At 65.3% G+C, this 25,497-nt stretch carries 23 protein-coding genes; 15 read left to right on the top strand and 8 right to left on the bottom strand.

All coding sequences use genetic code 11. The features are described from left to right. Positions 1 to 41: 41 nt before the first annotated feature. A complete protein-coding gene (locus H9639_RS01580) occupies positions 42 to 1,460 on the bottom strand; it encodes a YhgE/Pip domain-containing protein (RefSeq protein ID WP_191806386.1) in 1,419 nt (472 codons plus the stop codon). A 280-nt stretch (positions 1,461 to 1,740) separates the two neighbouring features. On the opposite strand from H9639_RS01580, the gene H9639_RS16750 reads away from it, so the two are divergent. Genes H9639_RS16750 through H9639_RS01570 form a run of 3 tightly spaced genes read left to right on the top strand, consistent with a single transcriptional unit; the run spans position 1,741 to position 4,387 of the window. Then, positions 1,741 to 2,412 carry a dimethylamine monooxygenase subunit DmmA family protein gene (locus tag H9639_RS16750; RefSeq protein WP_225219053.1) on the top strand — a complete coding sequence of 224 codons (672 nt, stop codon included), beginning with the start codon at positions 1,741 to 1,743 and terminating at the stop codon, positions 2,410 to 2,412. Further along, positions 2,409 to 3,386 carry a PDR/VanB family oxidoreductase gene (locus H9639_RS17130; protein ID WP_318241943.1) on the top strand — a complete coding sequence of 326 codons (978 nt, stop codon included), beginning with the start codon at positions 2,409 to 2,411 and terminating at the stop codon, positions 3,384 to 3,386. The genes H9639_RS16750 and H9639_RS17130 overlap by 4 nt, the downstream gene beginning before the upstream one ends. Beyond that, positions 3,386 to 4,387 (top strand): heme-dependent oxidative N-demethylase family protein, encoded by a 1,002-nt coding sequence (locus H9639_RS01570; RefSeq protein WP_191806384.1) that lies wholly within the window; start codon positions 3,386 to 3,388, stop codon positions 4,385 to 4,387. Before H9639_RS17130 ends, H9639_RS01570 begins: the two co-directional genes overlap by 1 nt. 23 nt (positions 4,388 to 4,410) lie before the next feature. On the opposite strand, the gene H9639_RS01565 is transcribed toward H9639_RS01570, so the two are convergent. The 3 genes from H9639_RS01565 to H9639_RS01560 all read right to left on the bottom strand — a co-directional run bounded on the left by H9639_RS01565 (position 4,411) and on the right by H9639_RS01560 (position 6,388). Next, positions 4,411 to 4,905: a MarR family winged helix-turn-helix transcriptional regulator gene (locus H9639_RS01565; protein WP_191806383.1), complete on the bottom strand. Its 495-nt coding sequence runs from the start codon at positions 4,903 to 4,905 to the stop codon at positions 4,411 to 4,413. 72 nt (positions 4,906 to 4,977) lie between these two features. Further along, a complete protein-coding gene (locus H9639_RS17005) occupies positions 4,978 to 5,106 on the bottom strand; it encodes a hypothetical protein (RefSeq protein WP_263598529.1) in 129 nt (42 codons plus the stop codon). Positions 5,107 to 5,158: 52 nt separating this feature from the next. Continuing rightward, positions 5,159 to 6,388, bottom strand: coding sequence for a DUF2254 domain-containing protein (locus H9639_RS01560; RefSeq protein ID WP_191806382.1), 1,230 nt, complete (start codon positions 6,386 to 6,388; stop codon positions 5,159 to 5,161). Positions 6,389 to 6,669: 281 nt separating this feature from the next. Here H9639_RS01560 and H9639_RS01555 point away from each other — a divergent pair, with 281 nt between their 5' ends. The 5 genes from H9639_RS01555 to H9639_RS01535 all read left to right on the top strand — a co-directional run bounded on the left by H9639_RS01555 (position 6,670) and on the right by H9639_RS01535 (position 11,514). After that, positions 6,670 to 7,005 carry a hypothetical protein gene (locus H9639_RS01555; RefSeq protein WP_191806381.1) on the top strand — a complete coding sequence of 112 codons (336 nt, stop codon included), beginning with the start codon at positions 6,670 to 6,672 and terminating at the stop codon, positions 7,003 to 7,005. A 177-nt stretch (positions 7,006 to 7,182) separates the two neighbouring features. Beyond that, a complete protein-coding gene (locus H9639_RS01550) occupies positions 7,183 to 9,039 on the top strand; it encodes an ABC transporter ATP-binding protein (protein WP_191806856.1) in 1,857 nt (618 codons plus the stop codon). Between the two features lie 61 nt (positions 9,040 to 9,100). Beyond that, positions 9,101 to 9,382: a hypothetical protein gene (locus tag H9639_RS01545; protein ID WP_191806380.1), complete on the top strand. Its 282-nt coding sequence runs from the start codon at positions 9,101 to 9,103 to the stop codon at positions 9,380 to 9,382. A 652-nt stretch (positions 9,383 to 10,034) separates the two neighbouring features. Next, complete coding sequence (locus H9639_RS01540) at positions 10,035 to 10,448, top strand: hypothetical protein (protein WP_191806379.1); 414 nt, start codon at positions 10,035 to 10,037, stop codon at positions 10,446 to 10,448. 772 nt (positions 10,449 to 11,220) lie between these two features. Next, entirely contained in the window at positions 11,221 to 11,514 is a 294-nt protein-coding gene (locus tag H9639_RS01535; RefSeq protein WP_191806378.1) for a hypothetical protein, read from the top strand. 429 nt (positions 11,515 to 11,943) lie between these two features. Here the strand turns inward: H9639_RS01535 and H9639_RS01530 are convergent, their stop codons facing one another. The 3 genes from H9639_RS01530 to H9639_RS01520 all read right to left on the bottom strand — a co-directional run bounded on the left by H9639_RS01530 (position 11,944) and on the right by H9639_RS01520 (position 15,469). After that, a complete protein-coding gene (locus H9639_RS01530) occupies positions 11,944 to 12,108 on the bottom strand; it encodes a hypothetical protein (RefSeq protein WP_191806377.1) in 165 nt (54 codons plus the stop codon). 1,157 nt (positions 12,109 to 13,265) lie between these two features. Beyond that, on the bottom strand, positions 13,266 to 13,757 hold the full coding sequence (locus H9639_RS01525; RefSeq protein ID WP_191806376.1) for a MarR family winged helix-turn-helix transcriptional regulator: 492 nt from the start codon (positions 13,755 to 13,757) through the stop codon (positions 13,266 to 13,268). Beyond that, positions 13,754 to 15,469 carry an MDR family MFS transporter gene (locus tag H9639_RS01520; RefSeq protein WP_191806855.1) on the bottom strand — a complete coding sequence of 572 codons (1,716 nt, stop codon included), beginning with the start codon at positions 15,467 to 15,469 and terminating at the stop codon, positions 13,754 to 13,756. Before H9639_RS01520 ends, H9639_RS01525 begins: the two co-directional genes overlap by 4 nt. A gap of 228 nt (positions 15,470 to 15,697) precedes the next feature. Here H9639_RS01520 and H9639_RS01515 point away from each other — a divergent pair, with 228 nt between their 5' ends. The 6 genes from H9639_RS01515 (at position 15,698) to H9639_RS01490 (ending at position 23,049) form a co-directional block, all read left to right on the top strand. Continuing rightward, the gene (locus H9639_RS01515; RefSeq protein WP_225219146.1) at positions 15,698 to 16,474 is read left to right on the top strand and encodes an IclR family transcriptional regulator; all 777 of its coding nucleotides are present in this window, start codon (positions 15,698 to 15,700) and stop codon (positions 16,472 to 16,474) included. A gap of 126 nt (positions 16,475 to 16,600) precedes the next feature. After that, positions 16,601 to 18,520 carry an FAD-binding monooxygenase gene (locus H9639_RS01510; RefSeq protein ID WP_191806374.1) on the top strand — a complete coding sequence of 640 codons (1,920 nt, stop codon included), beginning with the start codon at positions 16,601 to 16,603 and terminating at the stop codon, positions 18,518 to 18,520. A gap of 95 nt (positions 18,521 to 18,615) precedes the next feature. Further along, positions 18,616 to 19,932: an LssY C-terminal domain-containing protein gene (locus H9639_RS01505; protein ID WP_191806854.1), complete on the top strand. Its 1,317-nt coding sequence runs from the start codon at positions 18,616 to 18,618 to the stop codon at positions 19,930 to 19,932. A gap of 105 nt (positions 19,933 to 20,037) precedes the next feature. After that, positions 20,038 to 20,694: a DUF4956 domain-containing protein gene (locus H9639_RS01500; RefSeq protein WP_191806373.1), complete on the top strand. Its 657-nt coding sequence runs from the start codon at positions 20,038 to 20,040 to the stop codon at positions 20,692 to 20,694. Then, positions 20,691 to 21,494 carry a polyphosphate polymerase domain-containing protein gene (locus H9639_RS01495; RefSeq protein WP_191806372.1) on the top strand — a complete coding sequence of 268 codons (804 nt, stop codon included), beginning with the start codon at positions 20,691 to 20,693 and terminating at the stop codon, positions 21,492 to 21,494. Before H9639_RS01500 ends, H9639_RS01495 begins: the two co-directional genes overlap by 4 nt. A gap of 55 nt (positions 21,495 to 21,549) precedes the next feature. Next, positions 21,550 to 23,049, top strand: a complete 1,500-nt coding sequence (locus H9639_RS01490; RefSeq protein ID WP_191806371.1) for a CotH kinase family protein — start codon at positions 21,550 to 21,552, stop codon at positions 23,047 to 23,049. An 87-nt stretch (positions 23,050 to 23,136) separates the two neighbouring features. Here the strand turns inward: H9639_RS01490 and gap are convergent, their stop codons facing one another. Continuing rightward, positions 23,137 to 24,147 (bottom strand): type I glyceraldehyde-3-phosphate dehydrogenase, encoded by a 1,011-nt coding sequence (gene gap / locus H9639_RS01485; RefSeq protein WP_191806370.1) that lies wholly within the window; start codon positions 24,145 to 24,147, stop codon positions 23,137 to 23,139. Between the two features lie 123 nt (positions 24,148 to 24,270). On the opposite strand from gap, the gene H9639_RS01480 reads away from it, so the two are divergent. Further along, entirely contained in the window at positions 24,271 to 25,470 is a 1,200-nt protein-coding gene (locus H9639_RS01480; protein WP_191806369.1) for an ROK family transcriptional regulator, read from the top strand. The last annotated feature ends 27 nt before the right edge of the window (positions 25,471 to 25,497 follow it).

Genomic DNA, 25,497 nt, shown 5'->3' with positions numbered 1-25,497 from the left:
CCATGACGGCCGGAACAGGCCGGGATTACCGCCCAACCAGGTCAGCTCCGCGCAGCTGCCCGCTTCGGCTGCGGCAGGGCCGCCCGGACGCCGAACAGCCGGTCGTACAGCAAGCCGGCGGCCAGCGCGAGCACCACGAAGACCAGACTGATAATGCCCATGCCAATCAGGCCGGCCTGCAGTCCGGCGCCTGCCTCGGCGTCGAAATAGAGGATCGCCTTGTTGGCGATGGTCATTTGATAGAGCGGTTCGCCCCTGGCGATGAAGCTGAAGAAGCCCGGCAGCATTTCCAGCGGGACCACACCCGTGGCAGCGGGAAGCCCCATAAACACCACGTAGATCATGGAGAGGATCAGCCCGGCGCTGCCGAAAAGGGTCACCAGTCCCAGCGTGACCGCTGAAATGGTGGCCAGCGACAGCCACGTGCTGAAGAAGAACCATCCGCCGTGCGGAATGGGCATGCCCACCAGGTTGGCGATCCACATGATCAAACCCGCGGTCGGCACCGCGATAGCCAGCATCAGGCCCCACTTGAGCAGGAACGTCACCCAGCGCGCCGGCTGCAGCCGGGGGCCGAGGACAAATCTGGTCCCCAGTTCGACCGGGCTGACGCCCAGCCGTGAGTCGATCAGGAAGTGGAGCGTCACCGATCCGCTGATTCCCACCACCATCAGCAGCACGGAGTAGAAGAACGCCCCCATGCCAAGCGCTTCCCCCTGGGCCGGGCTTTCGAAGGGCGTTTCGGTGATCTGGATCGGATCCCGCAGCACTGTCTCCGACGTTCCGTCGATCTGCGGGGCCAGGCTGCTCTCCACCGCTGCAGGCAGCGGCACCTGGGCCAGCTGCCGGTCCAGGCTCCGCTGCGCCTCGGCCTGGGCGGCCTGGGCGGAGGACTCCAGCTGTCCCCCCAAACTGCTGCTGGCCTCCCGCAGAGCAGGTTCCACGGCTTCACCCGCCAGCTGGCTACCCAGCGGACTGGCGAGCGGGTTGGTGTAGAGCGTGATCTCCGGCCTGCTGGCCTCCGACGCCGTGAGACTGGAGGTCACCAACCCGGCGGCGTCGGCGGAGAAGTCCTCGTTAAACACCACAGCGGCATAAACCTGTCCGGACCCCAGCTGCTGCTGGGCATCGTCCCAGTTCAGCGGCCGGAGGTCGATTTCATCGGTCTTGCCGAAATTCTCGGTCAGGGTGTCCGTGATGTTCTGTCCAAAGTTCTGTTCCGTTCCACCGGCGTCGCTCCCCTGGTCACGGTTAACGACGGCGATCGGCACGTGCTGCAGGTGCCCGGACGGACTGCCAAGCCCCCCGATGTAGAGGGCCGAACCCGTGCCGCCGAGCAGCAGAAGCACAAACAACGGAAGCAGCCAGGTGAGTGGGGACAGGAACGTGGCGGCGCGGGATTTACTCCGATGGCGTCTGGGCCGGGCGGCGTCGCCGGGCAGGGAGTTATGTGCTGGCATGGGAAGAACCTCCCGGATCGCCGGACACGCTCCGTTTGATCCGCGGGAGCGTTTGTCCCCATCGACGCTACGCGCCGGTTCGCTGCGGAGAACAGGCCCGACCAGGCATACCGTGTGGAAGCGGCCCAACTCATCCCCGGGCGGGACTGCCTTCTGCCTGGGCAGCACCGCCGGTTCTGGCTTCCCGCAAACTACTGGCTGACGCGGACCGCAACCAGCGCTTACGCTGAGCGGCAGAGCGATCCCCGGTGCACGCCCGCTGACCTGCCAGGAGGAACATATGGAACCTGTTCCGTTGCCGGCCGCTGGCCAGACACACCCTGCCGCCGGCGGCCCTGCTGCCTCCGCCCCGCCGGACCAGTTCGTGCGTTACCGGATCGCACTGGCCTTCACCGATGCCGACCGTTTCCGAATGCTGGAGCACCTGGGTTCCGCACGGGCCGCCACCATCACGGCTAACTTCCGGCCGGCGCGCACCCGCGCCCGTCCGGGCGCCGGCACGGACTCGGGCGCCAGCACCGGCACGTGCTCTGGCGCTCCTGCTCATGCGCCTGCTCTTGCACCTGCACCCGCACCTGCACCTGCACCTGCACTGTATGGTCACGCCGAGGCGCAATGGCTCCATGCCCAGCTGCGGGCCGCCGTCGTCGGAACCCAGCTGGTTCTGGCCGGTCCGGAGACCGATGTTCTTGCCGCGCGGACCGATGCCCTGGCCTACGGCATGGTCTCCGCCGAGATTCTGCTGCTGTCCAGGTCGGATCCCGCACGCCGCGTCTATTGCCCGCATTGCAGGACCATCACCCGCACCGTCCTGGAGCCCGGATCCCGCCTCTGCTGCAGCGGCTGCCACCGCGGTCTGGAAATCTTCGACCATTTCTCCCGTCACCTCGCCGCCTACCTTGGTGTCGCCGCCGGCATCGAGCCGGTTTCACAACAGGAGGGACCAACGTGAATCACGCTGCTGCGGCGGGTTACCGGCGCCCGCTCCCCCTGCGGCAGGGCTTCTCCCTGGTGGTCCAGTCCACCCGCGACGAAGCACCCGGAGTGCGGTCCCTGGCCCTGGCCAGCCCGGACGGCTCGCCGCTGCCGGAGTTCGTCCCGGGAAGCCACCTGCTGGTCGAATGCGGCGCCACGGTGAACGCCTACTCGCTCACCGGATCGGGAACAGTCCCGTCCGCGTACACGATCACAGTTCTCCTGCACGACGGCGGCGGCGGCTCCCGCTTTCTCCACGGCCTGCGCCCCGGAGACCGGGTCCAGGTCTCCCGCCCGCGCAACGGATTCAGTCCGCAGACCACGGCCACCCGGCACCTGCTGATTGCCAGCGGCATCGGCGTGACCCCGGTCCTGTCCCACGCCCGGGCTGCAGCAATGTGGCGCCAGCCGTTTTCGGTGCTCTACGCCTACCGGCACGGCATTGCACCCCATGTGCAGGAGCTGCGGGAGCTGTGCGGCGGCAGGCTCATCGAGTGCCCGGACCGGCCGGTGTTTGTCCGCCGGCTTTCCGAGGCGCTGACACACCAGCCACTGGGCACCCACCTCTATGTCTGCGGCGGCACCAGCTTCGTCGAGTCTGTGATCGGCGCTGCCCGGGGATTCGGCTGGCCGGAGGAGCGGCTGCACCGGGAGGTGTTTGATAACGCTGTCCTGGACCCGGGACAACCCTTCACCGTCCATCTGGAACGCAGCGGCCGGACTGTTCCCGTGCCCGCCGGAATTTCACTGCTCGAAGCACTGGAGGATGCGGGCCTGCAGATCCCCAACCTGTGCCGGCAGGGCGTATGCGGCGAGTGCCGGCTCACCGTGACATCCGGGGTTCCGGTGCACCGCGACAGCTATCTGCCGGCTGCTGCCAGAAGCAGCAATACCGTGATCATGCCCTGCGTTTCCCGGGCTGCCGGTGAACGGATCGGTGTGGACCTGTGATGCGCGACGGCGGCGCGGAGCCCACTCCCGGCCTTCCCGCACACGTGCGCCGGTTCCCCTTCCCCTTCCCGCACGGGCAGTACATGTACAGCGTCAATGTGGAGCCGGCAGGCCGGTACAGGCCTACAGCTGCCGGCGGATGGGGCGGGCGGATCGTGGAGGTGGACAACGATTACTCACAGGACCTCTCCGTGCGCCGGAGCATCCTGGCACGTGATCCGAGCCGCGCCGCCGAAACCCCGCACCTGCGTCCCAGTGTGTGGGGCGCCCTGAACATTGTCCTCACCGAGCTGGCCGGCACCTATCCGGATTCAATGCGGTATGAGCGCAGCGGAACCAGGTGCCGCTGGACCAATCAACTCACCGGTACCGGCCTTTTCTTCACCTACGGAGACGACACCACGGTGCCCGGCTGCCCGCTGAGGTTCCTCTCCAGCCAGATGCAGGAGGACTTTGCCTTGCTGCACCACCGGGAGGGGGCGCTCTGGCTGGATGCCGGAGTGGTGACGTTTGCTTCCAACTGGTCCCTGCGGTTCGACGTCGGTCTCCCCTTCAGCGAGATCCATGCACCCGTGCCCCGGGTGGCGGACCTGGGCGTCATCGAGCGGGCGGAAAAGTTCCTGATCGGCCTCCAGCCCGGTGAGCCCTACCGGCGGACCAATTGGAGTGTTTCGGTGGACCGGCGCCTGGATATCTCCACTGAGACCTATCCCGAGTGGGGGCCGCACCGGGCGTCAATCGCGGAGGATCCGGCCCTGCCGGACCGGCTGCACCTGCGGGTGGAGGTCCAGCACCTGATCAAGGTGCCCAGCACCGGTGCCCTGCTGTTCCTGATCCGCACGCATTTGCTGTCGCTGCGGGACATGGCCCTGGTCCCTGTGTGGCGCGCGCGGTTCGGCGAGGTGCTGCGCGGCCTGCCGGAGGATCTGGTCGAGTACAAGGGGCTTGCCCGCATCCGCGGACCCGCCGCCGACTGGCTGCTGGGGTCGGGCAAAGACTAAGGGCTGCGCCTGTGCCGGGAGAACTATCTGCGGGGCTGAGACTCTGCCCGGTCCCCGCGGCCGTGCCGGTGGTGCCATGCCGGAGCGTCCTTCGCCAACAGGCCCAGGATCCGGGCCAGCTCTGCCCGGTCCCCGGCAGACAAGGCGGCAAAGTACTCGTCAGCTTCCCGGGCACGGTCCTTGCGGACACCGTCACGCATGGCCGCCCCTTCGGCGGTCAGGGAGATGAGCGTCGCCCGCCGGTCGGAGGGATCCGGTCCGCGGGCCAGCAGACCCTTGCCCTCGAGCTGGTCAACAACCTCAGTTGCTGACCGCGGGGCGATCCGCAGTTGCTCGGCCAGTTCCTTGAGCCGCATGCCTCCACTGTCGGGGTTGCGTGCGACGGCGTTGAGCGCGCGGTACTGGTGCGGTGTCAGGTCGAACGGTGCCAGCTGCGTCAGCCAACGGCCGCGCAGGCCGCGGAACGCTGCGTGCATGAGGTCGCCAAGCGCGGCGGAGTCAGCTTCTGGGTGCGGCATGCCACCCAGTCTAGCTGCGCCCCGGCCACACTGTGAGGTAACCACAGCACCGTGCGGGGCTGCGGTCCGCCATTAAACCGAGCGGGTCTCCCCTGCCCGGTCCGCGAAGGCCTCCTCGATATTTCCGGCGGCGGCCGCGTGGACCCGCCTGGCCATGTCCCGGATTTCGAGCTCATCCGCCCCGATCAGGCCATCCGCCATGGTCTCCAGGACCAGCTCTGCCTGGCGGCGGATCTCGTTCCGCTGGTCCTCGTTAACGGCGTTCGCAGCGCAGTCCCGCAGGAGCCGCAGAATCGCGGTCAGGACAATCGGCTCGGAGTTCGCAAACCTGCGGACCGGCCCGCAGACCAGGTCCAGGAAGTACCGGTAACCGGCCCACGGTAACCAGCCGCACGGTCCCTGTGGAATCAGCATGGCCTTCCGGCCCCAGCCTGCGGCGCTGGATATCGACCAGCAGGTCGGCACAGTAGCCCATGGCATGCGCGGCAGTGATCGGATCGTTGATGCTCCATGAGGTCGCCTTGACGGCTATATCCGTCAGCTGGTGCAGTCCGAGGGCAGCGTCCTGTTCCGGGGTGCGTTCGTAGCCGATCTCCAAAGCGTCCACCAGGCACTGCCGCAGCCCGGCCAGGTCAACCGCACCGCCGCCGTCGTCGTGCCAGACCGTGGCCACGGGCGTCCCGACCGTCACATGGTCGCCCGGCTGCACCTGCATCCGCAGGACCAGGCGCTGTTCCTCAAGGATTCTCATCAGGGGCTGCCAGTGGACCGCCTGGACGATCCCGCTGCGGACAGCCGGAACGAGAGTTCCGCCGGCGGCCTCGGGGAAAGTTTGGACTTCGCCCTGTTCCGACGCCGGATAGGTGTCGTCAAGTACGGCGAGGCAGGTCTGGTGAACGGTCAGCATCATGGTGTCCACCCGCAGGGAACGGGTGATGTGCCCGATGAACAGGAGCAGCACAGCAGCGCAGCCGATGCCCAGCACATACACCAGGGCCACCACCAGCACCGGCACCGGGCGTTCCGGATCCATACCGCGCAGGCCCGTAATGCTCACCACGAACGTTGCCAGCAGTACCGCCAAAACCACCTGGGTCAGCGGATCCCGGGCAAATTCTCGCAGCAGCCGGGGCGAGAACTGCTGGGATGCCAGCTGCAGGGCGACCACTGTCAGGGAGAACGTCACCGTGGCGGCCGTCATAACGCTGGTGGCCACCGCTTGGAGCAGCGTGGCTGCGGCGTCCACGCCGGCCGGCCACAGCCAGTCCGCGGAACCCGGACCGCCGTCCGGCCGCACCGGGAGGAGCAGCAGGGTCAGCAGGAGTGCGCCCAGGCACGCGAGGACCGGCCAGAACCACAGCGACGCCCGCAGCGACTCCCGGTTGAACCGGAAGCGGGGACGGGGGCGGCTCCCAGCAGTTCCACCCGGCTTACGGACCGTCGACGGATCCCGCATACTTCCCGGCACCGACACCTTATGCATCTCCTCGCTGGTTCAACCGTCAGTTTCCTGTCCATTGTGCCCGGGCGTTTCACGGGCCTCCAATTCGCGGGGCACCCAGGTGGGGCACCCCGGGGACCCTGGCGGCGCAGGGCGGCGCAGGGCGGCAAAGGGCGGAGGCAGCTCTTGGGCGCAACCCGATATGGGACGCGTACACTCAACGCCACCGCGGCATCCAGCAGGACCGTACAACGCGGTCCAGCGGTGGAGAACCGATGGCTTCGGCCGGAGGTGGCAGCGCCCCAATACCGACAGGAGAAAGGATGAGAGAATTCGTCAAGCTTCCCCGGTGGGCCTGGGGCATGGTTGGCTCGCTGACCGGATGGCTCATCGGCATGGGCATCCTGCGGCTGGTCAAGGGCGATGCACCGTTGCCTGTCTCCCTGCTTCTGCTGTTGTCCGGAACAGCGCTTCTGGGTTTTGCCTATATTCATCGCGCTCAGGGCCAGTCGCCACAGCGGCTCGCGGAAAAACGCAGTGCGGAAGTGGAAAAGCGCTGGGAGCAGGAGGCGTACCAGCGGGAGCTTGAAGACCGGCGCAGGGAGTACGAGGCACACCTGCGCCGGTCCAGGCAGCATCCCGGTGGTGGTTCCCCCTGAGACGGCGGACCGCCCGCTGACATTAGCGGGCTGGGGAAACAGGAGCATGGTTCACGGCAACCACATAATGAGGTAACCTCTTCATATCCGGCGCGAAGCACTGCTGCGCAAACCCGGATTCATGAGGAGGAATCTTTGGCCATTCACAACACCACCCGGGAACGCCCGGGCACCGGCATTCCCGAAGGACCCGGAGCGGTTCCAGGCGGCGGCCCGGCCGGCGGTGGCGGCGGACGCGGTCCAGCCCGCCTGAACCCCGCGGACAAAAAACAGCTGGGCCGCCATCCGGTCAGCCTGCGCCGCATCGCCCGGCTCTTCGCCCCGCACAAGCGGACCATCGCCGTCGTCGTGCTGCTGATCAGTGCAGCGTCGGTGATCAACCTGGCCCAGCCTTTCCTGGTCCGCGCCGTGATTGACGATGCGCTGCCGCACGGAAACACCACGCTGCTGCTGATACTCACCGCCTCGATGGTCGGCGTTGCCGCGCTCACCTCCGCCATCGGCGTTGTCCAGACCTGGCTGGCCACAGCCATGGGTCAGCGTGTGATGCACACCCTCCGCGTCCAGCTTTTCACCCACCTGCAGGCGCAGTCCCTCGGCTTTTTCACCCGCACCCGCGGGGGCGAAGTCCAGTCCCGGCTGACGCACGACATCTCCGGAATGCAGTCGGTAGTGACGACGACGGCGACCGGTGTCGCCTCCAACCTCACCACCACGATCGCAACCGCCGCCGCCATGGCCGCGTTGTCCCCCGGACTGAGTTTGATCTCCCTGGTGGTCCTTCCACCGGCAATCTGGCTTTCCCGCAAGGTGGCGAAGCTCCGCCGCACGGTCACCGACGAACGCCAGCGCGAGCTCGCGGCACTCCACACCCAGGTCGAGGAAGGCTTGTCCGTCTCCGGCATCCGCCTGGCCAAAACGCTGGGCACCATTCCGCGCGACGCGGAGCGGTTCACCGCGCGGTCGGAAAACCTGGTGGGCCTGGAGCTGCGCAGCCAGCTCGCCGGCCGCTGGCGGATGGCCACCATGCAGGTGGTTTTCGCGGCCATTCCGGCTGTTATTTACCTGGCTGCCGGATTCCCTGCGACCAGCGGCGGCATGACGATCGGCACCCTGGTCGCGTTCACCGGTCTGCAGGCCACAATTTTCCGCCCGGTGATGGGGCTCCTGGACATCGGCGTCCAGTGGGTCACCGCCCTGGCGTTCTTCAGCCGGATTTTCGAGTACCTGGACCTGGATCCGCAGATTAAGGCGCCCGCCAATCCGGTCCGGCTGGATGCTTCCCGGCTGCGCGGTGACGTCCGGTTCGAGGACGTCCGCTTTTCCTACGACGGCGGCACTGACGTCCTGCACGGCATCTCCCTGACGCTGCCCGCCGGGTCCACCACCGCCGTCGTCGGCCCCACCGGCTCGGGCAAAAGCACGCTGGCCTCACTGGTACCGCGCCTGAACGAAGCATCCGGTGGCCGGATCACGATTGACGGCATCAACGTTAAGGACCTGTCCCCAGAGGATCTGGCCCGGATAGTGGGGGTTGTGTCGCAGGAAACTTACCTGATCCACGCCTCGGTCCGCGAGAACCTGCTGCTGGCTGCACCGGAAGCATCCGATACCGAGCTTTGGGACGCACTGTCCGCCGCGCAGATCGCCGGCACCATCGGCGCCCTGCCCGAGGGTCTGGACACGCTGGTTGGTGCGCGCGGGCACCGCTTCTCTGGCGGTGAGCAGCAGCGGCTGGCGATCGCCCGGACCATCCTGCGGAACCCGCCGGTGCTGGTCCTGGACGAGGCCACCTCCGCCCTGGACAACACCACCGAGGCGCAGGTGCAGCTGGCACTGGAACAGCTCTCCGCGGGGCGGACCACCCTGACCATCGCGCACCGGCTGTCCACCGTGGAGAACGCGGATCAGGTGGTGGTGCTCGACGGCGGACGCATCGTCGAGCGAGGCACACCGGCAGAGCTTCGAAGCGGGAACGGTCCTTTCGCCCGGCTGGCATCGCACACCGGTGCCGAAACCGGCAGCCGACGCTGACACGGGAGGCGGCCCCGCTGTGCCGCCACACTTCTGCTGAGGGTTCTGGCAGGATGGGTACATGTTGCCCTCCCGCGCCGACGCTGCAGCCGAAGAAGGCTTTTATCCCTGGCCGCGTGAAATCCCCGCCGAATGGATCCGCCGTGCGCAGCCCGCCATCCTCATGGTCTCGGCGCTGGTGCTTTACCACCAGTTCGCTCCCCTGCCCGCCAGCCCCATGGGTTATGTCAGCGAATTCTTCATTCTGAGTACGGCCTTTTCTTTCCTTTCGGCGCGCGGCCGCAGGAAGACCTCAAAGCCCGGCGGCCGAGCCGACCCAAGCGGCCCCACGCCTGGTTCCTGACCTTCCTGCGGTTCTGGGTGCACGCATTCTCAAACGGGAGATCCGCACATCAAATTGCCATCACTTCTTGCCTGGAGAAGTGCTGTTTTCTTCCTCCACTTTCGGTTTTTCGGGTATCGATGGCAATATTCCGTCCGCAGCTTTCCAATCATCGGGCTTTTCAGTGGCATAAGTGCCGCCGTCCGAATCCGTGTTCTGTCTTCGACGGGCTACGGTCTCACCAAGCCCGAAGTGCATCCAATGGCTGGATCCCCACATGTGTAGTCCTTCCGAACCGGTTCCACTGACCCCCAAAATCGGAGAACAATTGACAATACGATGCGCCTGACACTTCCGTGCGGCAACTGCTTTGTCAAGGAACAAATAAGCATTACTTAAAGTGTTTTTCGTCCCGCAATAATCGGTCAAAAACGATCGCTCAGCTACTCAAACTCGATATGCAAGTAGTTCCTGGTGACGAAACCCACCCCGACCTTCACATGCAGGTTCCGTTTCCACCAATAGATTCAAAGCTCCCGAAGCAGACCCAAGTAGTTTTGGACACTTGACCGTATGTATCTGCCGGTGGTCGTTGTGCCGCTGGGTCGCCCCTGGAAGGGGTGGTACCGCGATTATCACTGTTTCATAAGAACAGTGCGGGTACAGTCACCGCATGGGGAAATTAGCGTTGAGGTGGATCGCGGCCTGCTCGGTTATGTTCCTGGTGTCAGCCTGTGGAGCCGCTTACGGCGCACCCGACCGGGAGGAGAACTTCACCGTCCAAGGCCGCGAGTGTTCAGCTCGATGGTGGCTCGAACCGCTTGCCGACGAAGTGCCAGATGAGGCATCCTCCGTGGCCAGCCACGCCCTCACCAATTCCGTTGTATCCCCGGCCGAGCTGGAGGAATGGAAAGCCACCATCTTGGAGTCCCAGTCGGGCGACAAGGAAATCCCTAACCACCGGTTAGAAAGCTACGCCTACGTTGAAGCAGTCCGGGCGGACGTGCGGTCTGAACTGGACGCCGCCGGCTACCCGGACGCTCCGACCCGCCTTATTGAGGTCTACTCCGACTCGGACTGCAGCTGACCCGGCGCCATTAGCTGCAGGCAGACTCATCGATACACGCAGCGCGCGCTCCGGCCCAGCGCTGCAGCAACTACTGGAAAGTGAGGCAATGGAGACTAAACGCTTAGCAGCCTGCTTAGTCGCACTCGTAGCTACCGGCTTCTTGAGTGGCTGCGCACCTGGGCTCGAACCCGGAAGCGTCGCTGTCGAGATTCGACCCATTGTGCCCGCCGTGCAGGGCGGCAAGTATGAGGTCCGCGTCGTCGGGCCGGACGGCGCACTGATTTTCTCAGCGGCTATGCGTGCTGGCGAAAGCCTCTCACGCGCAGATATCCCATTGGGGTGGGTGTCCATCAGCGCGGACCCTCTGTGCACGGTCGAGGCTGAACTCACTCCGGATCAACCTGCCATGGGGCTCATCGTGGATGGTTCGAATTGCGCTCTGACCGACGGAAAGGACGCCCAAAGCTCCCCATGAACGCGCGAAGGGAATCCCCGCGCGGGACAACTGGACAGTGTTAGTCAGGTTTGCCGGCGCTTTTCAGGACCGCAGCCACCAAGTCTGCTTTGAGCGTGGTCCAGACGCCCCAGTCCCTGGTGCTGGCATGGACAAGCCGGCCACCTGACGGACGCAACATGGCTTCCCAGCCTGCTCAAGATGGCGGCCAGTATTGTCAGCACCTATTCTGTGAGCCTGACCCGAGATTGGGGGCGTCGCATGGACACAAACATGAGGATCTCATTGTTGACCGTTACGCTGCTGGCCGTCCTTTGCGCGTGCTCAGGCCCACCAATGCCCGAGACCCAAGCGTCCGCCGATGCGCCGGTCCAAGAGACTTCGGGCAAACCAATCATGCTTTACACACACTGTGGCATCGAGGAACTGCGCGTCGATGACACGTTCTTCATTGCGGAGACACCCCTGGATGATGGCCAAGGCAATCCCCCTCCGGGGTGGGGGAACCCCTATCAGGCGGGCACTGTGGCCGTGTCCGGATCACAAGCCGTTTTCCGGGACGACGACGGCCACGTCGTCACGTTCCAGGCCCGCCCAGGTGCCACAGGGTTCCTCAAGACCTGTTCCTGAGAGTCGACTGGTTGCCGTGCAGGGGCTCCCCACCGCGACACCCGGAACCCACCCCGCAAAGAGTTGCACCACTTATCCGTGCCCCGAACGGAGGATGGAATGAGAACTGGGTCCGACTGCAGCGGTATCTGGAATCAAGGAATCGCAACTCCCGCTGCCGGGTCTGTCCGCTTCCAGCCTGCTGTTTATGACAGCTTGGAGCCCTCGGGACTCGCAACAGACTCTCAAGCCGGTCCCCCGGCGCGACGCTTAGCCTCGAGGGATGACGCCGCCTAGCGTTCCGTTTACGGTTCCCTCAGCGCGAAAACCCACAGCGCGTCGCGAATCTTGAATACTAACCGCAGCTTCGTCAGCTTGTACTGACTCCCTCGCGCGATGAAGCGCGCGCCGCGAAAGCACCGTGGTGGTTCAGGGCTTGTATTTGAAAACCTACATGGCAGGAGGCTTGCTCCTGCTCTTGTCGGAGTCGTAAGACCGCAGCCCGTGCTTCACCCCGAGGCGGACGATCAGGTACAGGATGAAGCCAATAACCGCCGGCACCACGACCCACATGATGAAGAGGACGACGAAGATACCGAATCCATCTACACGCATAAATACCCCCACGATTCTTAAACGATGAGTCTATGGATAGCACGCAGCTGCGAAGTCGTTTGTTATCCGCTTTACCGAAGCGCTCTCACACGAGCTCCGCGACTCGTCGTTGCGGGTGATGGTCGTATCGCCCGGGCCGACCAGCTCGGAGTTCTTCGCGCGCAGCGGTACAAGTACCACGGGCGCCCGCTTCCAGACCCCAGCACAGGTGGTAGCCGAGGCGATGTCGGCTCTTGACCGGCGACGCGTACCGGTCAGCATCGTTTCCGGCGCCCCGAACCGGATGATGCGCCGCCTCGTGGGCCTGATGCCCACTGGATTGCGACTCCGGCTCGCTACCTCGACCGGGACCTGATGCCGTTCTGGCCCGGATAGAGGTGGGACTTGAGGAGGGCGGCCCCACACCGGCGACCTACACCTATACCTACGACGCCCGGAGGCTACCGGTTCACCGCCGGCTGACAGTCGGCACCGTTGGGGTAGCATTCAGCTCACCTACGGCCGAAACGATGCCCAGAGACTGCCCGTCATCGAGCGGCTGAAGGCCTCGCCGTATCACTGTAGGAGGATGTGCAATTGATGTGGCCCTTGGCATCGCGGCAGACGTCCTCACAGACAATAGTGAAGCGGAGGAAGAAGTGAGGCTTCTCAGAAAGATTGCTATCGCGTTTGTTTGCTCTGTCGTAGCCACGGTTCTGATCTGGCTTATTGTTCCTGAAGGCTCACGCTTGGTCGGCATCCCTGGCACCCTATTGATCATCTATGGCGTCAGATCCGTCTATCGGCGAAACCACAAGGGAAAAGGCCAGTAGGCCCAGTGCCCCACGAGCCGAAGACGGCTGGCAATGCGTTTTTGATTTAACAGTCAGCATCAAGGAGGTTGCCACATCAATTGGAAACGATTTTGGCTCATTATGGCCATATCTGTGGCGTTCCTGGTAGTCGGTTTCTCTTTCGCTTTGGGTGAAGGAGGGGTGAACGACCCCGAATTCATGTGCCAGATAGGGATGGGCCGCAACTCTTGGGTGTGCGACTCTCCCTGACCCTGGAAACGCCCCGGCCACGTCGTGCCAGGTCCTGGGACGCCAACAGGCCGGCACCCGAGGGTACCGGCCTGTTGCCATCCAGTGTGGACCGTGCGTGGTCCGGGTAGGCGCTTAGCGCACCTCCGCCAGCGCGGACACGCCCGCGGCCGCGGCCGCCGGTTCCCCGCTGCGGCCGAGCCGGGTGAGATATCCGGCGAACTCGTGCAGCTCCTCGACCGTCCAGGAGCCCAGCACCCGGGGGTCCAGCATGATCCCGGTCCGGACGGCAGTGACCCGTTCCTTCGCAGCCGGCGTCAGCACCAGCAGCCGGGCACGTCCGTCCTGGGGGTCCGGCTGCACCTCGATCAGACCCAGCTCCTCGAGCTGACGGGACTGACGGCTGATGACACTCTTATCCACCATCAGCATCTCGGCAGCCGCTCCCGGGTGCAGCGGACCCACGCCCTTGAGCAGCTGCAGCATCTTCAGTCCGAACAGGGAGAGGCACGGATCTACATCCTTTGCCGCCGCGCGCATCCGCGCCCGCACCAGCTCGGTGAGCCGCCGCAGACTGTCCTCGACCTCCTGCAGCGCCTGCTCCCGGGTCAGCTCGAGCTGACTCACTTTGCTCCCGGCTCCCCATGCGCCGGATTCACCGGCGAGTTCGGGTCCACCATGGCCACGGAACCCGTGGCAGCGGCACTCAGCGCAAACCCTTCCGGCAGCGCCTCTTCCGTCTCCGAATGCCCGTCCTGGGACGGTGCCGGAGATTCAGCGGCAGCAGCACCGGCGCCCGCCGCAGCCGGAGCCGCGGCAGCAGCGTTCTTCAGCTGCACGGCGTTCTGCCGGCCAAGCTGGGCGTTCGGCAGGAAGATGACGCCGATCAGAGTGACGATGGCCAGCGGCACACTGTACAGGAACACCGAGCCGACACCCACGCCATAGGCGCTTTCCACCAGGGCCGCGATGGCTCCCGGCAGTTCGGAGACCTTGGGGATCGTTCCGCTGCCCAGGGCCGCGGCTGCGGCTGCCTGATCGGCGGGAGACAGGCCGCCGATGCCGTCCTTGATCTGGGAGGACACGATGGTGCCGAGGACCGAACCGAGGACCGAGACACCCACGGTGCCGCCAAGGCTGCGGAAGAACGTCACGGAGCTGGTAGCCACGCCGAGGTTTTTGACCTCGATCGAGTTCTGGACCACCAGCACCAGGTTCTGCATCAGCATGCCCAGGCCGGCCCCCAGGACGGCCATGTAGATGCCCACCAGCACCAGGTTGGTCTGGTAATCCAGGGTACTCAGCAGTGCGGTTCCGACCACCGTCAGGACGGCGCCGGAGACCATGATGGCCTTCCACTTGCCGGTGCGGCTGATGACCGTACCAAACAGTGTTGAAGCGATCAGCAGACCGGCCATCATCGGAATGGTCAGCAGGCCGGACTGGGTCGGGGTGGCGCCACGGGCAAGCTGCATGTACTGGGCCAGGAACACTGACGTGCCGAACATGGAGACACCAACGGAGATGCTGGCCACGACGGCGAGCGTGAAGGTGCGGTTCTTGAACATGGACAGCGGGATGATCGGTTCCGGGGACTTGAATTCCACCAGCACGGCGGCAATAAGCAGCACTGCGGAAGCGGCGACCATCAGGAACGAGGCCAGGGAGGCCCAGCCGAACTGGTTTCCTGCCAGCGTCACCCAGATCATCAGCAGCGATACGCCGCCGGCGATCAGGACAGCACCCAGGTAGTCGATGTGGACCTTGCGCTTGGGGTGTTTGGGCAGGTGAAGCGTCAGCTGCAGCAGGGTGATCGCCGCGATGGCGACCGGCAGGGCGATAAAGAAGTTCCAGCGCCAGCCAATGGCATCAGTGACGACGCCGCCAAGGAGCGGTCCGCCGACGGTTCCGACGGCCATCACCGCACCAAACAGGCCGGCATACTTACCGCGGTCACGCGGGCTGATGATGTCCGCCATGATGATCTGGCTCAGTGCTGCCATACCGCCGGCGCCGAGGCCCTGAAGCACGCGGAACACAATCAGCGTGCCGGTGTCCTGGGAGAACCCGGCCAGGGCGGAGCCGAGCACAAAAACCCCGAGCGCAAGCTGGATCAGCAGCTTGCGGTTAAAGAGGTCGGCGAACTTGCCCCACAGCGGCGTGGACACGGTGGTCGCGAGCAGTGTGCTCGTTACCACCCAGGTGTAGGCGGCCTGGTCGCCATTGAGGTCCGAGATGATCAGCGGAAGCGACGTGGAAACCACGGTTCCGGCGAGAATCGAAACGAACATGCCCATCAGCAGCCCCGAGAGGGCTTCCAGCACCTGACGTTTCGTCATGGTGCCGTCGGGCGAGACGGTGCGCTTGGGCGCTTTTGCTGGGGAGTTCTTTTTCGGCGTTTTCGCCGGGGTGGGTTCTGCGGGCGGCATCTGGCTCCTGCTTGGTAGTTGATTTAGGTCAACTATATAAACTAGTTGCTTCAGACAACTAATTAAGTAAGGAAGCGCACACGCGGCAGTGCGAAGCCCCCTGTCGGACCCAGGGGCTATGATTCTGCTGTGCAGAACATGCGGATCGTCAAGAAGCCCGGCTACGCCGTCGACTCCGTGGACAGGGCGCTGCAGCTGATCCTCCTTCTGCAGGAAACCGAGTGGCTGCGCATCGGGCAGGCAGCAAAGGCCCTCGGCGTCGCACCTTCCACCGCACACCGGTTGATGTCCACGCTCGTCTACCGGGGATTCGCGCTGCAGGACGATCAGCACCGGTACTGCGCCGGACCGGCCCTTCACCCCGAACCTGCCGTCGGAGCGGAGCGGGCCCTGGTCGCTGCGGCCCGGCCGCATCTGGAGGCACTGGCCGCCAGGGTCCAGGAAACCGTGAACCTGGTGGAACGGGTCGGTGCCACGGCACGTTACCTGGCGACTGTCGAAGGTCCGCAGCTGCTGCGGGTCGGCAACCGCGCAGGAACTATCCTCCCGGCCCATGTCTCCGCCGCCGGGAAAGCCATCCTTTCCACGCTTCCGGATGAGATGGTCTCCGCGGTGTGCGCCCGCCAGCCCCCGCATGGCGGCTCCGCCCTCACGGCAGCCGAAATGCAGGAGCTGCAGGCAGAACTCAGGGACGTCCGCAGCCGCGGCTTCGCCGTCAACCTCGGCCGGACCGAACCGGACCTCGCGGCGGTCGGCGCCCCGCTGGCGTCCGGAAACCGGCCGGCGGCCCTGGCACTGTCCATCAGCGCACCCCTGTCCCGGGCCCGGCAGATCCAGGACCCGGCCGCTGTGGAGGCGCTCCTGACCTGCTGCGCTGCCCTGCGCCTGGAGCTGGAAACGCAGGGACGCCTGTAGCTGCATTCTGCTCTGCGGAATCTTCTGCCGGAAATGTCGGCTGGATCACTAGGGTTGTTGGAGCGCCTGCGCGGCGCTTCCAAGACCCGGGTCCAAGGACGGACCCGCCGACCAGCAGGAGCAACAGTGCAGTTCTATTCCGACGGCTACCGCCCCGGCGATCCCGACATCCGACCGGCAGCACCCGGCCGTGAGCATGCCGCCGAGTTGCCCGCCGAAGTTGATGTCCTGATCGTAGGCACCGGCCCGGCCGGCCTGGTCCTTGCTGCCCAGCTGGCCGAGTTCCCCGGCATCACCACCCGCATCGTGGAACGCCGCAGCGGGGCGCTGGAGAAGGGCCAGGCGGACGGCGTCGCCTGCCGCACGGTGGAAATGTTCAACGCGTTCGGCCTCGCCGAGCGGCTGCTCCGGGAAGCCTACTGGGTCAATGAGACCTCCTTCTGGCGGCCCGGTGCCACTGACCGCAGCAGTATTGTCCGCAGCGGCCGGGTGCAGGACGTGGCCGACGGCTTGTCCGAGTATCCGCACGTCATCGTGAACCAGGCCCGGATGCAGGACTTCCTGCTGGAACGGATGCGTAACTCCCCCAGCCGGCTGGTTCCGGACTACGGGCTGGAAGCCGTCAGCGTTGCGATGGCGGACAGCGGCGAGTACCCGGTCACGGCTACCCTGCAGCGGACCACTGAAAACGGGGACGACGGCGGAGCTCCCCTCATGGTAAAGGCCAAGTACGTGGTGGGCTGCGACGGCGCCCGCAGCGCCGTCCGGAAGTCGATCGGCGTCGAGCTCTCCGGTGATGCCCGCAACCACGCCTGGGGCGTTATGGACGTCCTGGCGGTCACCGACTTCCCCGATATTCGGCTAAAGGCCGCGATCCAGTCCGCCGGCGGCGGCAATATCCTGCTGATCCCACGGGAGGGCGGCTACCTGACCCGCTTCTACGTGGACCTGGGCGACCTGGACCCGGCGGACCGCCAGGCCCGCAGCCGGTTCACCGTGGACCACATCATCCAGACCGCGCAGAACGTGCTGCACCCCTACACCCTGGATGTTAAGGACGTCGCCTGGTGGTCGGTGTATGAGGTTGGCCAGCGGGTCGCGGACCGGTTCGACGACGTTCCCGCCGCTGAGCGCGGCAGCCGCAGTCCGCGGGTCTTTATTGCCGGGGATGCCTGCCACACGCACAGCGCGAAAGCCGGCCAGGGCATGAACGTGTCCATGCAGGACGGCTTCAACCTCGGCTGGAAACTCGCTGCCGTCCTGGAAGGCCGCAGCCCGGCCAGCCTGCTGGACACCTACACCGGTGAACGCCAGGCCATCGCCCAGGAACTCATCGACTTCGACACCCGCTGGTCCAAGACCATGAGCTCGAAGCCCAAGGATCCGGACGCGCCCGACCAGGACGGTGTGGACCCGGCGGAAGTGGAACGGCAGTTTGTGGAAGCAGGACGGTTCACGGCGGGATTCGCCACCGACTATCCACCGAACCTGATCACCGGGATCGACACCCACGAGCACCTGGCCAAGGGCTTCCCGGTTGGCGAGCGGTTCTACTCGGCACCGGTGCTCCGGCTGGCCGATGCCAAACCGCTCGGCCTCGGGCACACGGCGGAGGCCGACGGACGCTGGCGGCTGTATGCCTTTGCCGACGCCGCGGCCCCCACGGAATCCGGTTCCCGGCTCGCAGCACTTTGCCGGCACTTGGAATCAGCGGACTCTCCCATCCGCCGGTTTACGCCGCAAGCCGCCGACCCGGACGCCGTGTTTGATGTCCGGGCCGTGTTCCAGCAGCACCACCGGGACCTGATGCTGAACGAGATGCCTGCCTCCCTGCTGCCGCGGAAGGGCCCGTTCGGGCTTGTCGACTACGAGAAGATGTTCACTCCGGATCCGAAGTCGGAGGACATCTTCGACGCCCGTGGCATCGACCGCGCGCAGGGAGCACTCGTCCTGGTGCGCCCGGACCAGTACGTCGCCCACGTGCTGCCGCTGGATGCCTACACGGAATTGGATGAATTCCTGTCCGGCATCTTCCTGCCCGCCTAAGCAGAAAGCGGCGTTTCAGGGTGGGACTGGTGGGAATCGGCCAATAGGCCCGGCCAGGGTTGACTCCCCTCCCCGCGGGAGGTGACTGTGTGCCTATGACGCAGAGCGGTACAGCACCCGCGGACAACGACGCCGACCCGCCGGTTTCGGCCACCGTCCTGGATTGGGCGTTCTTTGTTTTCGGCGGAATCGCGGCCGTCTGGTTCGCCTTCCAGCTCCTAGATGAGAGCCTGAGCTGGCAGCGCATCTGGTTCCTGATTGTTTTCTGGGCCGCCCTCGCCTATTTGGTGCTGCCCCGCCTGCACCGGATCCTGACCCGGATCTATGTTCCCAACTACTTCATGGGCCGTACCCGGACCAGTGACGGCCTCTTCGGCGACCCGGTAAATCTGGCGTTCCTGGGCGAAACCGACCAGCTGCGTGATGCCATGGTCCGGGCCGGGTGGACCGAGGCAGATCCGGTTAACCTGGCCAGCAGCTGGCGCATCATCACCTCCACTGTGCTTCGCCGAAGCTACGACGCCGCGCCCGTCAGTCCCCTGCTGCTGTTCGACCGGCAGGAGGACTTCGCCTACCAGCAGGAAGTGGACGGCACCCCCGGCCGGCGGCACCACATCCGCTTCTGGAAGTGCCCGCAGGGATGGATGCTGCCCGGCGGCATCGCCGTGGACTGGCTCGCTGCCGCCTCCTATGACCGCGCCGTCGGACTTTCCTACTTCACGCTTCAGGTCACCCACCGGATCAGTCCCAATGTGGACCAGGAACGGGACCACGTCCTCGATACCGTGACCCGGACGTCACCGGCAGCGTCCGTGCATGTGATCAAGGACTACTCCACCGGTTATCACTCCCGCAACGGCGGCGGAGACACAATTCAGACCGACGGCGATCTCCCGATCGTGGACCTGCGCGCCCTGCCCAGGCCGGCTGAACCCGTGACGGCCCCGGCGGACAGCCGCGACCGGCTGCCCGCGCCCACAATTGTGGGATCCGCCCTGGTGCTGCTCCGGATGATCGCAGCACTCGCAGTCTCCGGTCTGCTGCTGAGCGGCTCGGCTGAGGGCACCTGGATAGGCGACCTAATGGGGCAGGACCAGCAGGTATTGGATGCCACCGAAGCCTACGTTCCCATCGGCACGGCTTTGGTGCTCTTTGCCTGCATTGAAGCAGCCCTGGCCGTGCTGATCCTCCGCGGAAGCAACTGGGCCAGGTTGACAGCCATGGCCTTCAGCACGGTCTCCATCCTGCTGCAGGGCATCTCCTTCGTCAGCGGCGGTCCCGGCACCCTGCAGGGTGAGCGCCCAGCGTACGCCCTCGACGTCCTGATCCTCCTGGCCCTGTCCAGCGACCGGGCCAGGATTTATGCCCACCGCAGGCGGGCCCGGAAAGGTGCCCGCCGGCAGGTCAGGTAGGGCCGGCCGCACCTCAAGCTGCGGTTAAACCCCGGCACAGCCTGAGCACAGCATGGTTTGCAACGATGGCATCTCCCCCACCTTGAACTTTTCGGAGAACACCGCATGACTATTGTGACCATGGCGGCGGCAGATCTTGCCGCCATTTTCCTGCTGACGTTCGGCCTGTACCTGCGCCGGCACCGCCGGAGAGACCTGGCCGTCTCCTATCTGGGCATCAACGTTGGTGTGTTCGCCGTGGCCTCCGTGCTCAGCGGTTCTGCCGCTACGGCTGGCCTGGGCCTGGGCCTGTTTGGTGTGCTTTCCATCATCCGGCTCCGCTCCACGGAGCTGGAACAGCACGAAGTGGCCTACTACTTTTCCGCACTTGCGGTCGGGCTGATCTCCGGAATTGGCAGCACCCCGGCATGGCTCGCTCCGGCTCTCATCTGCCTGATTCTGGCAGTGATGTTTGTGGGTGACCATCCACGGGTGCTTCCCGCCTACCGTCACCAAAAGGTTGTCCTGGACCAGGCTGTCAGCCGCGAAGATGAGCTCCACCGCAGGCTCCAGGAGGTACTGGGCGGCGAGGTGCATTCCGCCACAGTCCTGGAGCTGGATCTGGTCAACGACAAGACGATCGTCAACGTCCGCTACTCCACCCATCCGGGATCCGGCCTGCCCGGCCGGGGCGTCCTCTCCGGCCGGAGCGGTATGCCCGCCGAAACCGAAACGGCCATGCACCCGGTCCAGGATCCGGCGTTTCCTCCCCGCACGGTATGAGCGCCGGAACCTTCCACCGGCCAGGTGAAACGCTGACCTTCGCGGACCTGCTGCCGGGGATCAGCCTCGAGGAACTGAATGCCTCCGCAGCCCTGCAGACACGGGTGGACCGCAAATATCTGGTGGACTCCGTAACGGCGGAGAGAATCCTGTCCTCACTGCCGGCCCGGGCACTGGTCCTGGAGATGGCCGGCCTGCGTTCCTTCACCTATGACTCGGTCTACTTCGACACCCCTGCTCGGGAGAGCTACCTGCTGGCCGCTCATGGACGGCGCCGGCGTTACAAGATCCGCACCCGCACCTACCTGGAAAGCGCACTGAGCTTCCTGGAGGTAAAGACCGAAGGCGCCAGGTCAGCAACCGTCAAGGACCGGATCCCCTACTGCCCTGCGGACCGGGACCGGCTCACAGCTGAAGGTCTGGAATATATTTCGGAAACCTTGGGTGCGTTCGGCACTCTGCCCGATCTCACACTGCTGGGCCCGGTGCTCGAAACCGGCTATGCCCGGACCACCCTTTACCTGCCCGGCTCCGCCAGCCGCGCCACCATCGATACGGACGTCACCTGGCGCCTCCCCGGGACCCGCGGCTGGACCCTCGACCGCAAAGTCATAGTGGAGACAAAATCCGGCTCAACAGCCGGGGCGCTCGACCGCCACCTCTGGGCACACGGGGTACGCCCGTGCCGGATCTCCAAGTTCGCGACCGGGCTTGCGGCACTGCATCCCGGCCTCCCCTCCAACCGCTGGCACCGCACGCTGACGAGCGGTTTCACGCTGCGTCCAGAGGACCACGCCTGACGGCTCCGCAAGCGTGCCGGCCTGCCACCATCTTCCCAAAAGGAGAACTGATCCCTTGAATCAACCGAACAACCCTGGAAATAGACCAGTGCGGGCCCTCCGCCGGCCGCATGCTTCACTGACCGCACTGATCCTGAGCGCAGCACTTGCCTTGGCCGGATGCGGGAATCTCACCGACACCGGGACTACTACTGCAGAAGACACGGCTATTGCGTTCTTCGATGATTCCCTGGTGCACAACATCAGCGTGGAATTCAGCGATCAGGACTACCAGGGCATGCTTGCCGCCTACAGTGATTCAGGTGACAAGGAGTGGATTTCCGCCACAGTTACGATCGACGGCACCGTTTTGAATAATGTTGGGCTGCGGCTCAAGGGCAACTCCAGCCTGAAGGGGCTCGGCGGCCGGGACGGGGCACAAGACTCCGCACCGGACGGCAAAACCGCGGGACAGCAGACGGGCGGCGACGGCAACGGCACCACTGAGTCACCGGAAACTCTGCCCTGGCTTATCCGCACCGATAAGTTTGTGGACGGCCAGGAGTATCAGGGCCGCACGGATCTGGTGGTCCGCGGAAACAACTCGGAAACTTCCCTGAACGAGGCGCTGGCCGTGGAGCTCGTCGGTGCAGCCGGCCTTGCCACCTTGGAAGCCTCCGCAACCAGGTTCAGCGTCAATGGAAGCGCCGAGCAGCTGCGGCTGGTCCTCGAATCCCCGGACGATGAGCTCTGGAACGAGGAGACGTTCGGCGACAGCGGCAGCATCTTCAAGGCTGAGAGCACCGGTGATTACAGCTATCGCGGAACGGACCCCGAAGCCTATGCAGATGCCTTCGAGCAGAAGGCCGGCGGTGACGAGGATCTGGAACCGCTGATCACGTTCCTGGACTTCGTCAACAATTCCTCCGATGAGGACTTCAGTGCCCACCTGGGCGAGTATCTGGATGTTGATGCCTTTGCCCGCTACCTGGCGGCCCAGGAACTCATGGGCAACATGGACGACATCGATGGTCCGGGCAACAACTCCTACCTGCGCTACGATTCCGAAACCGGACTGATGACTGTGGTCACGTGGGACCTGAATCTCGCCTTTGGAACCATGGGCGGCGGGGGCGCAGAGATGCCCGGCGACCCCGACGGCATGGAAATCCCGGAAGGAATGGAACCGCCCGAAGGGATGGAGCCGCCGGAAGGCATGGAGATTCCCGAGGGAATGGAACCGCCGAAGGGCATGGAACGGCCCCAGGGAGGCGACGCCGGCGGCGGCCCGGCCGGAGGCCCGGGCATTCCAGGCTCGTCGGACAATCCGCTGACCACCCGGTTCCACGCCGACGCCGGTTTTGAGGCACGCTACCAGGAAGCGCTGATGACCCTTCGAAGCGAGCTGTACAGCTCAGGCCAGGCCCAGGAAATCCTCGACCGATGGGCTTCGCTTCTGACCGAACAGGCCTCGGACCTTGTCCCGGCGGAGACAATCAAGCAGGAAGCCGAGGGCATCGCGGCGTACTTCACCGAGGGGCCGGATAACGGTGCAGGCACCGCAGCTTCCAGCTGAGCCCTTCCTGAATACGACGACGGCGCCGCCCGGACCTTGCGGGTCCGGGCGGGGGGGGGGGGGGCGCCGTCTGCCGTTAGGGAAACTCTAGCTGAGCTTGGAAGCGACCAGGCTGGTCAGATCCACCAGGCGGTTGGAGTAGCCCCACTCGTTGTCGTACCAGCCCACGATCTTGACCTCGTTGCCCATAACCTTCGTCAGGCCGGAGTCCAGGATGCAGGAAGCCGGATCGCCCACGATGTCGGAGGAGACGATCGGATCCTCGGTGTAGGTCAGGATGCCGGACCACTCGTCGGTGGCGGCAGCGGCGCGGAACGCGGCGTTGACTTCCTCGACGGTGGTTTCCTTGCTCACGGTCACGGTCAGGTCAGTGGCGGAACCGGTGGGTACCGGAACACGCATGGCGTAACCGTCCAGCTTGCCCTTCAGCTCCGGCAGGACCAGGCCGATGGCCTTGGCGGCACCGGTGGAGGTCGGCACCATGTTCAGTGCGGCGGCGCGGGCACGGCGCAGATCCTTGTGCGGGCCGTCCTGCAGGTTCTGGTCTGCAGTGTAGGCGTGGATCGTGGTCATCAGGCCCTTTTCGATGCCGAATGCCTTGTTCAGGACATCGGCCATCGGCGCCAGGCAGTTGGTGGTGCAGGAGGCGTTGGAGATGATGTTGTGCTGCTCGGCGTCGTAATCGCCGTCATTGACACCCATCACCACGGTGAAGTCCTCACCCTTGGCAGGTGCGGAGATCAGCACCTTCCGGGCACCGGCTGCGATGTGCTTCTTGGCGTCGTCGGCGTTGGTGAAGAAGCCGGTGGACTCAATCACAATGTCAACACCCAGCTCGCCCCAGGGCAGGTTGGAGGGATCACGCTCGGCGAGGACCTTGATGGTCTTCGCCCCCACCACCAGGTTGCCGTCGTCGACGGAGACGGACTCGGACAGGCGTCCGGCAACAGAATCGTACTTCAGCAGGTGGGCCAGCTGCTTCGGGTCGCCCAGATCATTCACGGCCACGACCTCGAAGCCGCTTCCGTTCTGCAGGGCGGCGCGGAGGAAATTGCGGCCAATACGGCCAAAACCATTGATGCCGACACGAATCGTCACTTGGGCCTCCTCAGGCACTCGACTAAGTTTCATCAATACATCCAGTGATTTATTTAGGCACTAAATATATGAACTAGTACAATTATGCTGTTAGAACCGCCACACGTCAAAAGGGCACCCTCAATGGACTCCTCCGCCAGCACACCCCAGCTGCTGCGCCGCACCAACCTGCGCACCGTCCTTGATGTGCTGCGTTCGGTTCCGTCCGTGACCGGATCCGATCTGATCGAGGCCACCGGCCTCACCCGCGCCACGGTGATCGCCGTCTGCGATGACCTGATCCGCCGCGGCTGGGCCCGCGAGCAGGAGTCTCCCCGGACTGCCGGACAGAAGGGCCGCCCGGCCAGACGGTTCGAGTTCAATGCCAGGGCAGGCTATGTCCTGGGGCTCGACGTCGGCCTGGCCACCGTCCGCGTGCTGGCCGCCGACCTCGCCGGTACCGTGGTGGGACAGACAGAAGTACGGTTCCCCCGGCACGGCGGCACCCCGGAGCAGCGGCGGGCCGCCGTTCTGGCAGCCGCGTCGGAGGCGATGACGGATGCCGGGATCACGCCGTCGTCCGTGCTGTGTGCGGCCATGGGCATTGCCGCTCAGGTCACCGGTCAGGGAACGATCGCTCCCGGCGAGGAGCTTGCCCCGATGTTCGACCTTGGACTGGCGAAGGGCTTCGGCGATGCTGGCTGGCCGGTTCTCGTGGAAAACGATGCGAAGCTGGCCGCACTGGCCGAACGGTGGCGCGGTGCGGGCACCAATGAATCCGACCTCGCCGTGATCCTGGCGGGCGAACGCCTGGGCACCGGTGTGATCGAATCGGGCCGTCTGCTGCACGGCGCCCGGGGCCGAGCCGGTGCGATGGGCGGGCTGGAACTGGTGGACGGCGTCGGAAACCAGGACGGCATTGCCAAGCTGGCTCGTCTGTGGGGCAGCGCAGCCCTGGAGGCCGGACACAACGGCCTGATCCGGGAACTCGTGGGGCCCGGAACCGACCGCGCCTCAGCCCGTTACGTCTTCGAAGCCGCAGCCGCCGGTGACGCTGTGGCCGCCGGGATCCTGGACCGGATTGCCCGGCGCATGGCCCGCGTTCTGGCCCTGGTCTCCACCTTCTTTGACCCGCGGCTGATCGTGCTGGGTGGTGCCGTTGCCGCCTCAGCCACCGCTTTGCTGCCGGTGATCACCGAAGAACTTGGCCGGTACGTGCCGGACCCGCCGCGCATCGCCGTCTCCGGGCTGGGCGAAATGCTGGTCCCCACCGGCGCCGTGCGGCTCGCCTTGGACCATGTGGAGGCCCACATGCTTGAACTCACGCCGCGGCCGCCTGCCTAATGCCCGGTGCGCTCCGGCTGTCCTAGA

The sequence above is a fragment of the Arthrobacter gallicola genome, assembly GCF_014836775.1.
Taxonomy (GTDB): domain Bacteria; phylum Actinomycetota; class Actinomycetes; order Actinomycetales; family Micrococcaceae; genus Arthrobacter_B; species Arthrobacter_B gallicola.
The sequence above is the reverse complement of the archived record's forward strand: the minus strand, read 5'-3'. Positions and strand labels throughout refer to the sequence as shown.

Bases quoted from the DNA above. Each gene is read 5' to 3' on its own strand.
- H9639_RS01580 (WP_191806386.1), bottom strand. From the start codon at position 1,460: ATGCCAGCACATAACTCCCTGCCCGGCGACGCCGCCCGGCCCAGACGC.
- H9639_RS16750 (WP_225219053.1), top strand. From the start codon at position 1,741: ATGGAACCTGTTCCGTTGCCGGCCGCTGGCCAGACACACCCTGCCGCC.
- H9639_RS01570 (WP_191806384.1), top strand. From the start codon at position 3,386: ATGCGCGACGGCGGCGCGGAGCCCACTCCCGGCCTTCCCGCACACGTG.
- H9639_RS01565 (WP_191806383.1), bottom strand. From the start codon at position 4,905: ATGCCGCACCCAGAAGCTGACTCCGCCGCGCTTGGCGACCTCATGCAC.
- H9639_RS17005 (WP_263598529.1), bottom strand. From the start codon at position 5,106: ATGGCGGATGGCCTGATCGGGGCGGATGAGCTCGAAATCCGGGACATG.
- H9639_RS01560 (WP_191806382.1), bottom strand. From the start codon at position 6,388: ATGCATAAGGTGTCGGTGCCGGGAAGTATGCGGGATCCGTCGACGGTC.
- H9639_RS01555 (WP_191806381.1), top strand. From the start codon at position 6,670: ATGAGAGAATTCGTCAAGCTTCCCCGGTGGGCCTGGGGCATGGTTGGC.
- H9639_RS01545 (WP_191806380.1), top strand. From the start codon at position 9,101: ATGTTGCCCTCCCGCGCCGACGCTGCAGCCGAAGAAGGCTTTTATCCC.
- H9639_RS01540 (WP_191806379.1), top strand. From the start codon at position 10,035: ATGGGGAAATTAGCGTTGAGGTGGATCGCGGCCTGCTCGGTTATGTTC.
- H9639_RS01535 (WP_191806378.1), top strand. From the start codon at position 11,221: ATGCCCGAGACCCAAGCGTCCGCCGATGCGCCGGTCCAAGAGACTTCG.
- H9639_RS01530 (WP_191806377.1), bottom strand. From the start codon at position 12,108: ATGCGTGTAGATGGATTCGGTATCTTCGTCGTCCTCTTCATCATGTGG.
- H9639_RS01520 (WP_191806855.1), bottom strand. From the start codon at position 15,469: ATGACGAAACGTCAGGTGCTGGAAGCCCTCTCGGGGCTGCTGATGGGC.
- H9639_RS01515 (WP_225219146.1), top strand. From the start codon at position 15,698: ATGCGGATCGTCAAGAAGCCCGGCTACGCCGTCGACTCCGTGGACAGG.
- H9639_RS01505 (WP_191806854.1), top strand. From the start codon at position 18,616: ATGACGCAGAGCGGTACAGCACCCGCGGACAACGACGCCGACCCGCCG.
- H9639_RS01500 (WP_191806373.1), top strand. From the start codon at position 20,038: ATGACTATTGTGACCATGGCGGCGGCAGATCTTGCCGCCATTTTCCTG.
- H9639_RS01495 (WP_191806372.1), top strand. From the start codon at position 20,691: ATGAGCGCCGGAACCTTCCACCGGCCAGGTGAAACGCTGACCTTCGCG.
- H9639_RS01480 (WP_191806369.1), top strand. From the start codon at position 24,271: ATGGACTCCTCCGCCAGCACACCCCAGCTGCTGCGCCGCACCAACCTG.